Annotated in this window: 14 protein-coding genes; 9 read left to right on the top strand and 5 right to left on the bottom strand. The window is 43.5% G+C overall.

The features are described from left to right. The first annotated feature begins 266 nt into the window (after positions 1-266). From uxuA to BMX56_RS11910, 5 genes are all read left to right on the top strand, one after another. The gene (gene uxuA, locus BMX56_RS11890; protein ID WP_090647000.1) at positions 267-1466 is read left to right on the top strand and encodes a mannonate dehydratase; all 1200 of its coding nucleotides are present in this window, start codon (positions 267-269) and stop codon (positions 1464-1466) included. Positions 1467-1476: 10 nt separating this feature from the next. Continuing rightward, on the top strand, positions 1477-2889 hold the full coding sequence (gene uxaC, locus BMX56_RS11895) for a glucuronate isomerase (RefSeq protein ID WP_090647007.1): 1413 nt from the start codon (positions 1477-1479) through the stop codon (positions 2887-2889). Further along, the gene (locus tag BMX56_RS11900; protein ID WP_090647011.1) at positions 2886-3932 is read left to right on the top strand and encodes a sugar kinase; all 1047 of its coding nucleotides are present in this window, start codon (positions 2886-2888) and stop codon (positions 3930-3932) included. Before uxaC ends, BMX56_RS11900 begins: the two co-directional genes overlap by 4 nt. 116 nt (positions 3933-4048) lie before the next feature. Next, positions 4049-4708 carry a bifunctional 4-hydroxy-2-oxoglutarate aldolase/2-dehydro-3-deoxy-phosphogluconate aldolase gene (locus BMX56_RS11905; RefSeq protein ID WP_090647014.1) on the top strand — a complete coding sequence of 220 codons (660 nt, stop codon included), beginning with the start codon at positions 4049-4051 and terminating at the stop codon, positions 4706-4708. Between the two features lie 69 nt (positions 4709-4777). Further along, complete coding sequence (locus BMX56_RS11910; protein WP_090647019.1) at positions 4778-6085, top strand: MFS transporter; 1308 nt, start codon at positions 4778-4780, stop codon at positions 6083-6085. A 66-nt stretch (positions 6086-6151) separates the two neighbouring features. On the opposite strand, the gene BMX56_RS11915 is transcribed toward BMX56_RS11910, so the two are convergent. After that, positions 6152-6379 (bottom strand): hypothetical protein, encoded by a 228-nt coding sequence (locus BMX56_RS11915; protein WP_090647023.1) that lies wholly within the window; start codon positions 6377-6379, stop codon positions 6152-6154. Positions 6380-6482: 103 nt separating this feature from the next. Between BMX56_RS11915 and BMX56_RS11920 the strand changes: the two genes are divergently transcribed. After that, positions 6483-6746, top strand: a complete 264-nt coding sequence (locus tag BMX56_RS11920; protein WP_090647026.1) for a DUF3820 family protein — start codon at positions 6483-6485, stop codon at positions 6744-6746. A gap of 194 nt (positions 6747-6940) precedes the next feature. Further along, a complete protein-coding gene (gene msrA, locus BMX56_RS11925) occupies positions 6941-7591 on the top strand; it encodes a peptide-methionine (S)-S-oxide reductase MsrA (RefSeq protein WP_090647031.1) in 651 nt (216 codons plus the stop codon). Positions 7592-8137: 546 nt separating this feature from the next. On the opposite strand, the gene corA is transcribed toward msrA, so the two are convergent. Further along, on the bottom strand, positions 8138-9262 hold the full coding sequence (corA, locus tag BMX56_RS11930; RefSeq protein WP_090647035.1) for a magnesium/cobalt transporter CorA: 1125 nt from the start codon (positions 9260-9262) through the stop codon (positions 8138-8140). Next, entirely contained in the window at positions 9263-9901 is a 639-nt protein-coding gene (locus BMX56_RS11935; RefSeq protein ID WP_369829637.1) for a WbqC family protein, read from the bottom strand. 14 nt (positions 9902-9915) lie between these two features. Between BMX56_RS11935 and BMX56_RS11940 the strand changes: the two genes are divergently transcribed. Next, entirely contained in the window at positions 9916-10800 is an 885-nt protein-coding gene (locus tag BMX56_RS11940; protein WP_090647041.1) for a lysophospholipid acyltransferase family protein, read from the top strand. After that, a complete protein-coding gene (locus BMX56_RS11945) occupies positions 10797-11846 on the top strand; it encodes a glycosyltransferase family 2 protein (protein WP_090647046.1) in 1050 nt (349 codons plus the stop codon). The genes BMX56_RS11940 and BMX56_RS11945 overlap by 4 nt, the downstream gene beginning before the upstream one ends. 201 nt (positions 11847-12047) lie before the next feature. Here the strand turns inward: BMX56_RS11945 and BMX56_RS11950 are convergent, their stop codons facing one another. Together BMX56_RS11950 and aroQ are read right to left on the bottom strand one after the other, a co-directional pair. Then, entirely contained in the window at positions 12048-12689 is a 642-nt protein-coding gene (locus tag BMX56_RS11950; RefSeq protein WP_090647051.1) for a hypothetical protein, read from the bottom strand. A 51-nt stretch (positions 12690-12740) separates the two neighbouring features. Next, positions 12741-13160 carry a type II 3-dehydroquinate dehydratase gene (aroQ, locus tag BMX56_RS11955; RefSeq protein WP_090647054.1) on the bottom strand — a complete coding sequence of 140 codons (420 nt, stop codon included), beginning with the start codon at positions 13158-13160 and terminating at the stop codon, positions 12741-12743. Positions 13161-13318 lie beyond the last annotated feature (158 nt).

Consider the following 13318-nt stretch of genomic DNA (forward strand, 5'->3'; position numbering starts at 1 on the left):
CACACAGTTTGTATTTAATCTATGCAGTTTACAACGCCTCTTCCATGCCCATTTCTACTTACCGCAGGTAAAGACATTTATTCTACTTTTTTTGATCGAGATTCACCCTTTTGCAGTTTTCTTAAAACTTGTATACACACAGTAGCCTTTGGAGAGGGCAGGGCGAGGCTTCTCCGCAATCGTTATCGTAGATTGTTGCAAATATCGTTTCCATCCTAAACTAATGATGTGTAATTTGCCCGTTCAAACTACAATACCATTAACCTATAGTGAATAATTTAGAAGAAACATTCCGGTGGTTTGGCCCTGCCGATCCGGTTACACTAACAGCAATTTCGCAATCCGGGGCTACCGGCGTTGTTACAGCACTTTACCACATCCCAGTTGGCGAGGTTTGGAGTTTGGATGAAATCATCCAACGTAAAAATATAATTGAGGCAGCCGGTTTACGGTGGTCGGTTGTAGAGAGCGTGAATATTCACGAAAGCATAAAAACTGCCGGTGCCGATAGGGATACTTATATCCAAAACTATGTGGCTACGCTTCAAAATCTGGCGCAGGCAGGCATCAACATTGTATGCTACAACTTTATGCCCGTGCTGGATTGGACACGTACCGACCTGGATTACCTGCTGGCCAACAAGGCAACTGCCTTAAGATACGATGCTAAAGCTTTAGCCGCATTTGATTTGTATATCCTGGCGCGCCTGGGCGCCCGCGATGATTACAGCGCCGCCCAACAGCAGGTTGCCAAACAATACCTTGACAATATTACCGCCGATGAACGTACGCAGCTGATCAATAACCTGATGGCAGGTTTACCAGGCACCAACAAAACATTAACCATTCCCGAATTTAAAGAGCACTTAAAGCGCTACGCGGATATTGATGCCGCTGGTTTAAAGGAAAACCTTGCCTATTTTTTACGTGGAATTATCCCGGCTGCCGAAAAAGCAGGCGTTAAAATGTGCATTCACCCGGACGATCCTCCATTCCCGATATTGGGCCTGCCAAGGGTGGTATCTACAGAGCAAGACCTTGCCGATCTGGTTAACTATTACCCTTCGCCCAGCAATGGCATCACTTTTTGTACTGGGTCATTAGGGGCAAGGGCTGATAATGATTTACCGGGAATTGTAGAACGATTAGGCGAACACATTCACTTCCTGCACCTGCGCAATGTGCAGCGGGAAGCTGATGGCAGCTTTTACGAGGCCGAGCATTTGGGTGGTAGTACCGATATGTACGCCGTAATGAAGAATATTGTATTGGAGCAGCAAAAACGTGTGGCCGATGGCCGGGATGATATTGCCATACCCATGCGCCCGGATCATGGACATAAACTGCTGGACGATTTTAACCACAAAACTTACCATGGCTACTCGGCCATAGGCAGGCTGAAAGGGCTTGCCGAGTTACGGGGGCTTGAAATGGGCGTTAAGCGCTCTTTATTGGATAAAGCATAACCTACTATTGATGAAAAACTTTTTAGATAAAGACTTTTTATTAACTACCGAAACCGCGCGGCGCCTGTACCATGAATATGCCGCGGATTTGCCTATTATTGATTACCACAGCCATTTGCCGCCCGACCAGATTGCCGGCGATATCAACTTTGAAAACATAACCCAGGTATGGCTCAACGGCGACCATTATAAATGGCGTGCCATGCGTGCCAACGGTGTTGATGAGGATTACATTACCGGGAAGAAAACCGACCTGGAAAAATTTGAACAATGGGCGGCCACTGTACCCTATACACTGCGCAACCCGCTTTACCACTGGACACACCTCGAACTGCAGCGGTATTTTGATATTCACGACCTGTTATCGCCGGTTACGGCCAGGCAGATTTATGACGAGAGTAGCAAAAAACTGCAATCTCCGGAGTATAGCATCCGCAATATCATCAAAAGCAAAAATGTTGAGGTAATATGTACTACCGACGACCCGCTTGACGACCTGGCTTATCATCAAAAAATAAAAGCCGATGGCTACGAAGTACAGGTGTTGCCAACCTTCCGCCCTGATAAGGCTATGAATGCCGATGATTTGGTAGGATTAAACCTGTACATCGATAAACTGCAGTTGATTGCAGGCACCGCTATCAATACTATTGATGCCTATTTATTGGCTTTAAAAGGCCGCCACGATTATTTTGCAGCAAACGGAGGCCGGTTATCTGACCATGGTTTAGAGCAGGTATATGCCGAAGATTATACCGATGCCGAAATAGCGGATATATTTATCAAGATCAGAAGCAACCAGTCCCTTGATGCAACCGAAGCTTTGCAATTTAAATCGGCCATGCTGCATAATTTTGCTTTGTGGAACCACGAAAAAGGCTGGGTAATGCAATTGCACCTGGGTGCCTTACGCAATAACAACGCCCGCGGATTAAGCGAGCTTGGGCCGGATACAGGTTGGGATTCGATAGGTGATTTTTCGCAGGGCAGGGCTTTGTCTAAATTCCTGAACCGGTTGGATACCACCAATCAGCTTAGCAAAACCATCCTGTATAACTTAAACCCGGCCGATAACGAATTGATGGCATCCATGACCGGTAATTTTAACGATGGCTCGGTAGCCGGTAAAATCCAGTTTGGATCGGCCTGGTGGTTTTTGGATCAAAAGGACGGAATGACCAAACAGATGAATGCGTTATCCAACATAGGGTTGCTCAGCAGGCTGGTAGGGATGCTTACCGATTCGCGCAGCTTCTTATCTTTCCCAAGGCACGAGTATTTCCGCAGGCTGGTTTGCAACCTGTTTGGCGATGATATCGAAAACGGCGAGTTGCCAAACGATATAGAGTGGACGGGCAAGATAGTGCAGGACATTTGTTATTACAACGCGAAGAATTACTTTAATTTCGATCAGAGCAAATGAATGCACCATTTGAAATAACTGGATCAAAAGGCCGCATCCTTTCATTTGGAGAGCTGCTTTTGCGGATTTGCCCCGATGCCGGCGGCCAATGGCTTAACGATAACCAACTGCCGTTTTTTATAGGCGGTGCCGAACTGAACGTTGCCGGCGCACTGGCGCTTTGGCAATTGCCATCGGCATATTTTACAGCCCTGCCGGACAATGCGCTGTCTGCCCAGATAATTGATCACCTGGAGGAAAAAAAGGTTGATACTTCGCCCATACTTAAGCAAGGCGATAGGATAGGGTTGTATTATTTAACCCAGGGTAAGGATGTTAAAAATAATGCCCTTATTTATGACCGTGCCGGCTCGGCATTTGCCATGTTAAAGCCCGGTCAGGTTAATTGGCACGAGGTTTTGGATGGTGTAAGCTGGTTTCATTTCAGCGCTATATGTCCAGCCATAAGCCAGGATGTGGCCGATGTTTGCCTGGAGGTGCTGGAAGCTGCTTCGGCAAAAGGCATCACCATTTCGGTTGATTTAAATTACCGTTCAAGATTATGGAAATACGGCAAACAGCCTATAGATGTAATGCCACAACTTGTAAAATATGCCGATTTGGTAATGGGTAATGTTTGGGCGGCCGAATTGATGCTCGGCATCCCGGTAGCACCGGATATTCATGAATCGGGACAAAAAAGCATTTACCTGAAAGAGGCGCTTAAAACGTCAGAAACCATCATGGCCCAATACCCCAAATGCAAGGCTGTAGCCAATACTTTCAGATTTGACGCCGGCGAGGGTATTAACTACTATACCGCTTTATACACCGGCGATAAACTATACAACTCCAGCCAGTATGAAACCGATAAAGTGGTTGACAAAGTTGGCAGCGGCGATTGCTTTATGGCCGGGCTTATTTATGGTTTTTATAATAACCTGGGGCCGCAGCAAACATTACAGTTTGCAACTGCCGCAGCATACACCAAACTGTTTATTGAGGGCGATGCCACCAATAAAACAGTTGAAGAAATTACTAATGTCGCGTTAGCCGCGAACTGACTGATAATCTTGAGTCGAAAGTCTTAAGCCCTAAGTCGAAAGTGACAAAATTACACTTTGGACTAAAGACTTTGGACTTAGAACTCAAGACTCAAAACTTAAGACTTAACAAAACGATGAGCAAAAAAGATATAGTACTGGATGCGATATTAACACAGGGCACCTTGCCGCTGTTTTTTTATCCCGATGCCGAGGTTAGCCTTGAAATTACCCGCACTTTGTACAAAGCAGGGGTGAGGGTATTTGAATATACCAATCGCGGAGCCGCCGCGCTGGCCAACTTTAAAGTGTTAAAACAGGCTCAACAGGCCAAAATGCCCGATTTGCACCTGGGCATAGGCACCATTAAAAGCCTGGAGGAGGCAACGGCGTTTATTGATGCCGGGGCAGATTTTATCGTATCGCCAATTGTGAATCCGGAAGTGGGTGAATTTACCGCGAAACAGGAGTTGCTATGGATTCCGGGATGTATGACGCCTACCGAAATTTATACAGCGCAGCAACATGGCGCGGCGCTAATAAAAATTTTCCCGGCCAATATTTTAGGGCCGGAGTTTGTATCGTCAATCCGCGATTTGTTTGCCGGGCAGTTGTTTATACCAACAGGTGGCGTCGATTTAAATATCAACAGCATCAGTAGCTGGTTTAGGGCCGGCGTTTGCGCGGTGGGTATGGGCAGCAAATTAATCAGCAAAAATGTGTTGGAAAACAAACTGTACGACCAATTATACAGTGATACCATAACATTGCTTGACATGGTAAAAGCTGCCCGGTAACTTTTGATTTTAGCGCGAATTGCCCCTTGTTTGCGCTTACAAACCAATAAAATATAAACCAATTATATAATGAGAGAAGCAAAAGTTGGAAATTACAGATGGGTGATATGTTCACTTGTTTTTTTTGCAACAACCATTAATTACCTTGACAGGGCTGTAATCAGCCTGTTAAAGTCGCCGCTAACAGATGAATTCAAATGGAACGATGGGGATTACGCCAATATTGAAATTGCATTTAAAATAGCATACTCCTTAGGTTTATTGGCTGCCGGCAGCATTATCGACAAAGTAGGGACCAAGCTGGGCTATTTTTTGTCGACTTTTTTTTGGAGCGTAGCCGCAGTGTGCCACGCTTTTGTTGCCAGTACATTTGGCTTTGGAGTTGTTCGTTCGGCATTAGGTATTAGCGAGGCCGGTAACTTCCCGGCTGCTATCAAAACTGTAGCCGAGTGGTTCCCTAAAAAAGAAAGGGCTTTTGCAACGGGTATCTTCAATTCCGGATCAAACATCGGGGCCATTGTTGCTCCCTTAACAGTACCCTATATCGCCGTTGTTTGGGGCTGGCGCTGGGCATTTGTTATTACCGGTTCAATTGGTTTTATCTGGCTGGTACTCTGGTTCTTTTTTTACCAAACTCCTGCTAAACATAAATTTGTAACACAAGCAGAACTTGATTATATCAACAGCGACCAGGAAACTGCAACGCCCGATGAAAAACTAATTGAGGGCGAAAAAATATCATGGGGTAAACTGCTCACTTTTAAACAAACCTGGGCATTTGTTATCGGTAAGTTTTTAACGGATCCTATCTGGTGGTTTTACCTGTTTTGGTTGCCCGATTTTTTACAAAGCCAATATGGTTTAAAGGGTACCGATGTGGCATTCCCGGTTGCGGCTGTTTATACCATGTCGACAGTTGGAAGTGTTTTTGGCGGTTGGCTGCCAATGAGGCTGATCAGGAACAACTGGGCGGTTTTTAAGGCCAGAAAAACATCTATGTTTATTTACGCTTTGTTTGTGATCCCTATTGTTTTTGCACAGGTTTTGGGCGGCATCAACATGTGGCTTGCAGTATTGGTTATAGGCATTGCCGCATCGGCACATCAGGCCTGGAGCGCCAATATATTTACAACAGTGTCGGATATGTTCCCTAAAAAATCTATTGGATCAGTTACCGGTATAGGGGGGATGTTTGGGTCGATAGGTGGTGTGTTTTTGTCAATGGCGGTACAAAAAAATCTGTTTGTGCATTACAGGGCTATTCATAAAATAGAAATTGCCTATTACATCATGTTTTTTGTTTGCGGCAGCGCCTACATACTGGCATGGTTAATTATGCATGCGCTTGTTCCTAAAATGAAGCCTATTAAGCTTTAGTATCATGCAACAAAGCACTGGCGCTTATTGCCGGTGCTCTGTTGTTATTGTTTGTGTATTTGCAATTCAACTCACCTGGGCTGCAAGTTCGTCAATCCAACTTGACAGGTATGGCTCGGTGCCTGTTAACCTTATCCATTCGCCATCGGCTTCCTGCGCTATTACCAGGTGCAGTGTGCCATCAACCGACTTAAATTCATATGCTTTTGTAAAATTGCCGTAAGCAATGGGTTCTAACGTGCCATCAATGGTACTGTCGGTGCCGGTTAATTTGGCTTCAATTTGCTGTTCCATAATTTATAATTTTAATACTAACACGCGTTATTGCTTTGTGTTTGCAGTAAATGGGTTAGTATCAGGGTAAATCTTCAATCCCAAAAAACATTATCTTTAACACGTGAAAAACTTACAGCCCGACCCCAAAGTATTGATTGACATTGTACAAACACCAATGCCTTATGGTAAATACAAAGGCACAATAATTGCCGATATACCAATCAGTTACCTGGAGTGGATGAGCGGTAAAGGTTTTACAAAAGATAAGCTTGGGATGATGTTATCTACCGTTTTTGAGATAAAGACCAATGGTTTAGGCGAGATTTTGTTTATGGTGCGCAAATCACTAAATAAAGGCCAGGGCATTAGCCCGAAATTGAAGTAGTGTTAAGTTAATAGTACTAAGTCTTAAGTCAAAAGTAAAATTATTCTTTTTTGACTTAAAACTTAAGACTTTCGACTAAAGACTATGCGTCATTACACTATTAACATAACGGTAGCTTAAAGTGACCAATTGATGACCATCCGCCTGTAAGGTATCCTGCGTATATCCGACTAACAGTAAAAACATAAATAGTTATGAAAAAGTTGATGTTATATATTGCCGGCCTATTTTTATTTGTAGGCTGTGCAAACGGACAACCTAACCAGGATGCGATGGCCCCGTTGCCAAAACCCAAAGCAGGCGAAGCCCTGGCTATCTTTGGCGGCGGATGTTTCTGGAGTATGAGCGAGGCCATGTCTGAACTTAAAGGAGTAAACAAGGTTATTTCGGGATATGCCGGTGGAAATACCAAAAATCCGACCTATGAAGATGTTAGCACCCGCACCACTAACCATGCCGAAACAGTGCAGATTTATTATGATCCCAAGGTGATTAGCTACGCTACAATTGCCGAAGCTTTCTTTTTTGCCCACGACCCAACTACGTTAAACCGCCAGGGGCCTGATGAAGGTACAGATTACCGCTCGATAGCTTTTTACCGTACGCCTGAAGAGAAAAATATCCTGCTGGCTACAATCAAAAAAGTAAATGAATCAAAGCATTATAGTAACCCGGTAGTTACCCAGGTTGTGCCGTTTACCGTATTTTACGCCGCCGAAAATTATCACCAGGGCTATTACAAAACTCATTTAAGCCAACCCTATATTGCCTCGGTATCAACACCCAAAGTGCTGAAATTCAGGAAGGCAATGGCTGCGGAGTTGAAGCCGGAGTTTGCGAAGTAAGAAGCCCAAACCCCTCTAAAGCTCCCCTGAAGGGGAGACTTGAAAAATTGAATTCTAAGAGGCTGTCTACAAAAATGCGTCATTGAGTATCCATCAGGTAAAACCTGAAAAAAATCGTTATGACGTGCAACGGATATAGTTAAACAAATGTTGTAAACTACCGTCATTGCGAGTATCCATCAGCTTCGGCTGGAAAAAACAGTAATGACATGGTTGCAAATGGGGTTATTCTGGGTACCATCAGATTTGCGCTTCCTTTTAAAAAGCGGTGGAAAAGTGCGATTCCCCTCTTGAGAGGGGCGGAGGGGTGTGTTATGCACGCGCAATGAAACGCGGAAAAACACACCCCTGCCAACGCACCTCCTACCGCTCCCCCTCTCGAGAGGGGAATAAAAAATACATTTGATAATCAACGTATTATAATCATGTCATTATAAGGTACGAAGCAATCCCGAACTATGTGGGACTTACCATGTAGGAGATTGCTTCGTACCTCGCAATGACGGATTTTTTACGTGCCATTCCCATTTTTTCAGAGGGGCCGGCTTACAATTTATTAAACCATCCCTTTTTCCAGAATATGTATATCTGCACAATGGCTATCAAAAACATAAAAACTATGGCATAAACATATCCGTGCCGCCAGTAAAGTTCGGGCATATTGTCGGGGATGATGTGGCCTTTATCGTCCTGACGGGAAAAGTTCATACCGTAAATACCCGCTATAAAAGTTAAGGGAATAAATATTGCCGAAATAATGGTCAGCACCTTCATAATCTCGTTCATGCGGTTGCTTACCATAGATAGGTAAAGGTCGATGATGCTGGAGGTTACCTCTTTGTAGTTTTCAATCAAATCCATCGCCTGGATGCAATGGTCATAGGCATCGCGCAAAAATAGCTTAACTTCGGGTGTTATCAATGGACTGTCGGAGCGGATCATGTCGTTTATCTTATCCCGCTCGGGCCAACTTGCCCGGCGGATAATGATAAGCGTACGCTTAATTTGCTGCGAATTGAACATGATGCTTTTATCAGCATCGGTATAAACCTTATCTTCAATGGCGTCCAGTTTATCGCCTATCTGCGCCAGCAAAATAAAATAGGTGTCAATTATAGTATCTGTAAGCGCGTAACACATATACCCAGGCCCTGCAGTGCGGATGGCTCCCTTGCCAGCCTTTAAGCGGGCTTTCACAGCCTCGAAGCACTCCACATGGTCCTCTTCAAAGCTGATGATCAGATTGTCTTTTATAATGGCCGAAAACTGGTGGTTCACCAGTTCGTCTTCGCTATTAAAATGAACAATCCTGCTGGTGCTAAAGGCGTAATCTTCGTACTCATCAAACTTTGGGCGTTGATGAATATTGGCAATATCCTCTAAAACCAAGGGGTTTATCTTCAGGTGCTCGCCAATTTGTTCAATCAGCCGGGCATCACCAAGGCCGTTTATTTTTATCCAGTGGGTATGATTATCGCATTTTTTTAACTGCGCTAATATCACCTTAATGTCTTTGCCTTCGGATGTTATCAGCTCATCCTTATTATAGCTAAACATGGCTATATGCGGCTTAAGAGCGCCCTCGGGCACACGAATCATCCCGGGGCTGTCGCCAACATTCCCTGCATTGCGGCGGGCATTATACTTAACCCTTTTTATCAGATTATTCATCTACAAATAATTTATGGCCTGCGGGCCCTGGTTAAACAGTAAATCGACAATGCTCAAATTTTGCAGGAAGCCTTGCCGGTCTTCAAAAACCTGAAAATACGGTTTTTGTTGTAACTCTGTTTCTTTTTTTGGGTGGATGGATGTACGAAAGTCCGGAACCGAAGGATACTCAGGATGATATTCGGGTGTATACTGCAGCTCAGTTTTTATTTTGAGAAATTTGAGCAGCATTTGTAAAAGCTCCTGGTTGTAATCAAACAAATAAGGCACTTGCTTTTGCCGGTCATAAAAACGGGCAAAGTCGTCTTCGTAATATTCAAAATAAGCCGACCGGCGGTAACATGCGCCCAGGCTTTGCCAGTGCAGGCGCTGCCAGTCAAAATCGTAGCTTATTTTAACATCTTTAACTTTGGTATGTGTTTTTGAACCTTTTACCACCGGTACCACCAATGTAAGGATACCCTCGGGCGAATAGATATTTGCCCGGTTACGGTAAGTTTGTTTGGGGAAATGTTCTTCTCTTTCTATCAGTATATCAGGCTTGTACGTGTTTAATTGTACAAAGTATTCAACCGGTGGAAGATAAAACATAGGTAATACAGCACCTTTTTCAATCATATATTTTATGTTTGTGGTCAAAATTGGTTAAAATAATGGTAAAAAAGGGGCTTATAAGGTTAGGGATTTTATTTTTATACCTCACCTCGCTATTGCCCTTTTGGTTTTTATACCTTATATCTGATGTTTTATTCGTTATTATCTACCATATTGTTCATTACCGCAGGGCAGTGGTCCAGCAAAACCTGGCCAACGCTTTCCCCGAAAAAACTGAAAAGGAACGCCACGACATCGAACGAAAATACTATCATTACCTGGCCGATTTGATTGTAGAAACGGTAAAAATGATTACCGTATCTGAAAAACAAATTCAAAAAAGGGTAGTGGCTACCAATGCCCAATTAGTTCACGAATACTTTGCAAAAGGCAAAAGTATTATAGCGGTAGCAGGCCATTATTGCAACTGGGAAATGGCTGCGCTGAACTTTAACTTCGTAACTGATAAAAGGTTCATGATTGTTTATAAACCCTTGAACAACGAGATTTTTAACGATTTTTTTATCCAGATCCGGTCGCGGTTTGGGGGGCAGCCCATTGCCATGAAACAAACTATGCGTAAAATGGTAGAGTACCGTAAAGAATTAACGGTAAGCGTATTGGTGGGCGATCAAACCCCCGGTGTAAACGAGGTAAACTATTTTACCACTTTTTTAAACCAGCCCACAGCAGTTTTCCTGGGCATCGAAAAAATTTCGAAAACAATTGATGCCGCTGTTGTTTTTTATGACATGAAACGCGTTAAACGCGGTTATTATACCTACACATTGGTTCCGCTGACAGAAAACCCGAAACAGACCGCAGAGCATGAGCTAACCGAAATGCATGTGCAATACCTGGAAGGGATGATCAGGAAGGAGCCTCAATATTGGCTATGGAGTCACCGGAGGTGGAAGTTTAAGCCGGAGGACAAACATAAATGATCAGTGCACCAAAAGTTGCCGTAGTTATTTTAAACTGGAACGGTATTAAATATCTTAAACAATTTCTTCCTTCGGTGATGGCTTCAACCTGGCCCGGGCTTGACGTTGTTTTGGGAGATAACGCCTCCACAGACGATTCGGTGGCGTTTGTGAAAGAAAACTATCCTACGATAAAGATCATTCAAAATAATGAAAATTATGGCTTTACCGGCGGCTATAACCGTGTGCTGGCACAGGTAGATGCTGATTATTATATCCTGCTAAACTCCGATGTTGAGGTGGTGCCCGGTTGGATTGAACCGGTAATAAGCCTGATGGAAAGCGACGAAAAGATAGCCGCGGCAGCGCCCAAGCTATTAGCTTTTGCCAATAAAGATACATTTGAACACGCAGGCGCTGCCGGCGGGTTTATTGACGCATACGGTTATCCCTTTTGCCGTGGCCGCATGTTTTATGAAGTTGAAAAAGACCATGGCCAATACCAGCAATCGGGCGAGGTTTTCTGGGCCTCGGGTGCGTCGTTGTTCATCAAAAAGAAATACTGGGACCTGGCAGGCGGTTTTGACGAATACTTTTTTGCCCATATGGAAGAGATTGACCTGTGCTGGCGACTGAAAAATATGGGCTATAAAGTGATGTATTGCGCCGAATCTACCGTTTACCACGTGGGCGGCGGTACGCTCAATACCGAAAACCCCTTTAAAACCTACCTCAATTTCAGGAACAACCTTTTATTGTTAAAAAAGAACCTGCCTTTCCGGAGGGCATTCTGGGTTATCAGTATCCGCTTTTTAATGGATTTGCTTGCCCTTATCCGGTTTATGATGGAAGGTAAACGTAAAGATGCCTGGGCCGTAAGCAGGGCACACCAGGCCTTTGTTTTAGGATTATTTAAGGCAAAAGGTAAAAGGCAAAAGGCAAAAGGATTATATAATTCACAACTCATAACTCATAACTCAAAAGGTACTTTCCAGGGCAGCATAGTTTGGCAGTTTTTTGTTAAAAAGAAGCGGAAATTTACTGATTTACCGCAGGAGTTGGTTTAGCGATGACGGGATAATAGTCAGAAGCTGTCTTAATTTGAATTATGAACGTTTTCGTAATTTTGATGAAGCACATATCCACGCGTCATTGCGAGGTACGAAGCAATCCCCTTACTCACAGGGCAGCTTTGCAGGTCCGATTTGTATCGTTGGGATTGCTTCGTACCTCAATGACGGTTTGTTTTTTTAATTTTAGACAGCCTCTCAAGTTATCTCATCAATACTTTGATCAAGTAAAGCACCATTAACAGGATATGCCCCGGTTTGCCAAATTTTTTTATCAAATGGTGGCAAGGTTTTGTCTTCCTTAAAATGTTGGCCCAATAAATTAAAACTCATAAACTCATCGCTGCCGGGTTGGCGGATGATTTCAAATTCGGTGTTTGGGAAATTATTTTGGCAATCGCCTTCATCCAAGTACTGTCCCCATAAAAACAAGGTTTTCTTTCGGTTTTTATCAGTAACGTCAATATAAAAAGCCGACCCAAAATCATCAAAATCAGCTCTTTTTATCGCTCTTGATGTTTTAACAGTAATAATTTCAACCTGCCCGGTTTTAATGGCACTTATCTTTTTGGCGTTACTAAGTGGCGTTACAAACTTATTGCAAATAAATACCGCTAAGGCCGAGGCAATAGCTAAAACGAGTAAACAGGCTATAATTTGAGTTGCCGCCGGTTCCGTCCCAAATTTTTTGTAAATAACATGCAGCGCCATAAAAAGAATAAGGTACACAACAACGGTAGCAGTAACAAAACCCTCCAGGCGCTTATAAAGGCTGGGGAGCTTTTTTAGCTGCTGTTCCTGTTGCTCGGCAGTTAGTCCTTTTAGTGTGTATTTGATCATGACGGTTGTTTATCATGTACCTCCGGTTATGGACTATTATTGAAAGGCTTGTTATTTATTCAGAAAATTCTCTACCCCCAGCCTGTATGAGTCCATACCAAAACCGGCAATAACGCCCTTGCAGCTTGCAGCCAGCATAGAGTGATGCCTGAACTCTTCGCGTTTATATACGTTAGATATATGCACCTCGATAACCGGCGTATTGATAGCCGCGATAGCATCGGCAATGGCGATAGAGGTATGGGTGTAAGCGCCCGCGTTTATCACAATGCCATCATAACTAAAGCCAATTTCGTGAAGTTTATTTATAATTTCGCCTTCAACATTACTTTGGTAGTAGGCTATATCTACGGCCGGGTAACGCGCACGCAGTTGTTCAAGGTAACCCTCAAAGCTGGTATCGCCGTAAATGGATTTTTCGCGAACGCCGAGCAGGTTTAAATTGGGGCCGTTTATAATTTGTATCTTCATTGCTCCAAACTTAAGTATAAAAATGCGAATCAAGAATCAAGAGCCAGGAATCAAGATAAGCACAAAAAAGCATAATGTGAAAATATAGCTTTATAATCTATTCTTCCATCGAAGGTGACCAAAATATCCTAATATTGCTTTCTTGATTCTTGTATCTT

This window comes from Mucilaginibacter sp. OK283, from assembly GCF_900110415.1.
In the GTDB taxonomy this organism is placed as follows: Bacteria; Bacteroidota; Bacteroidia; order Sphingobacteriales; family Sphingobacteriaceae; genus Mucilaginibacter.

Excerpts from the sequence above, each read along its gene's own strand:
- BMX56_RS11945 (WP_090647046.1), top strand. The coding sequence starts at position 10,797 with ATGATCAGTGCACCAAAAGTTGCCGTAGTTATTTTAAACTGGAACGGT.
- BMX56_RS11950 (WP_090647051.1), bottom strand. The coding sequence starts at position 12,689 with ATGATCAAATACACACTAAAAGGACTAACTGCCGAGCAACAGGAACAG.
- BMX56_RS11905 (WP_090647014.1), top strand. The coding sequence starts at position 4,049 with ATGAGCAAAAAAGATATAGTACTGGATGCGATATTAACACAGGGCACC.
- aroQ (WP_090647054.1), bottom strand. The coding sequence starts at position 13,160 with ATGAAGATACAAATTATAAACGGCCCCAATTTAAACCTGCTCGGCGTT.
- BMX56_RS11940 (WP_090647041.1), top strand. The coding sequence starts at position 9,916 with ATGGTAAAAAAGGGGCTTATAAGGTTAGGGATTTTATTTTTATACCTC.
- uxaC (WP_090647007.1), top strand. The coding sequence starts at position 1,477 with ATGAAAAACTTTTTAGATAAAGACTTTTTATTAACTACCGAAACCGCG.
- BMX56_RS11915 (WP_090647023.1), bottom strand. The coding sequence starts at position 6,379 with ATGGAACAGCAAATTGAAGCCAAATTAACCGGCACCGACAGTACCATT.
- msrA (WP_090647031.1), top strand. The coding sequence starts at position 6,941 with ATGAAAAAGTTGATGTTATATATTGCCGGCCTATTTTTATTTGTAGGC.
- corA (WP_090647035.1), bottom strand. The coding sequence starts at position 9,262 with ATGAATAATCTGATAAAAAGGGTTAAGTATAATGCCCGCCGCAATGCA.
- BMX56_RS11910 (WP_090647019.1), top strand. The coding sequence starts at position 4,778 with ATGAGAGAAGCAAAAGTTGGAAATTACAGATGGGTGATATGTTCACTT.
- BMX56_RS11900 (WP_090647011.1), top strand. The coding sequence starts at position 2,886 with ATGAATGCACCATTTGAAATAACTGGATCAAAAGGCCGCATCCTTTCA.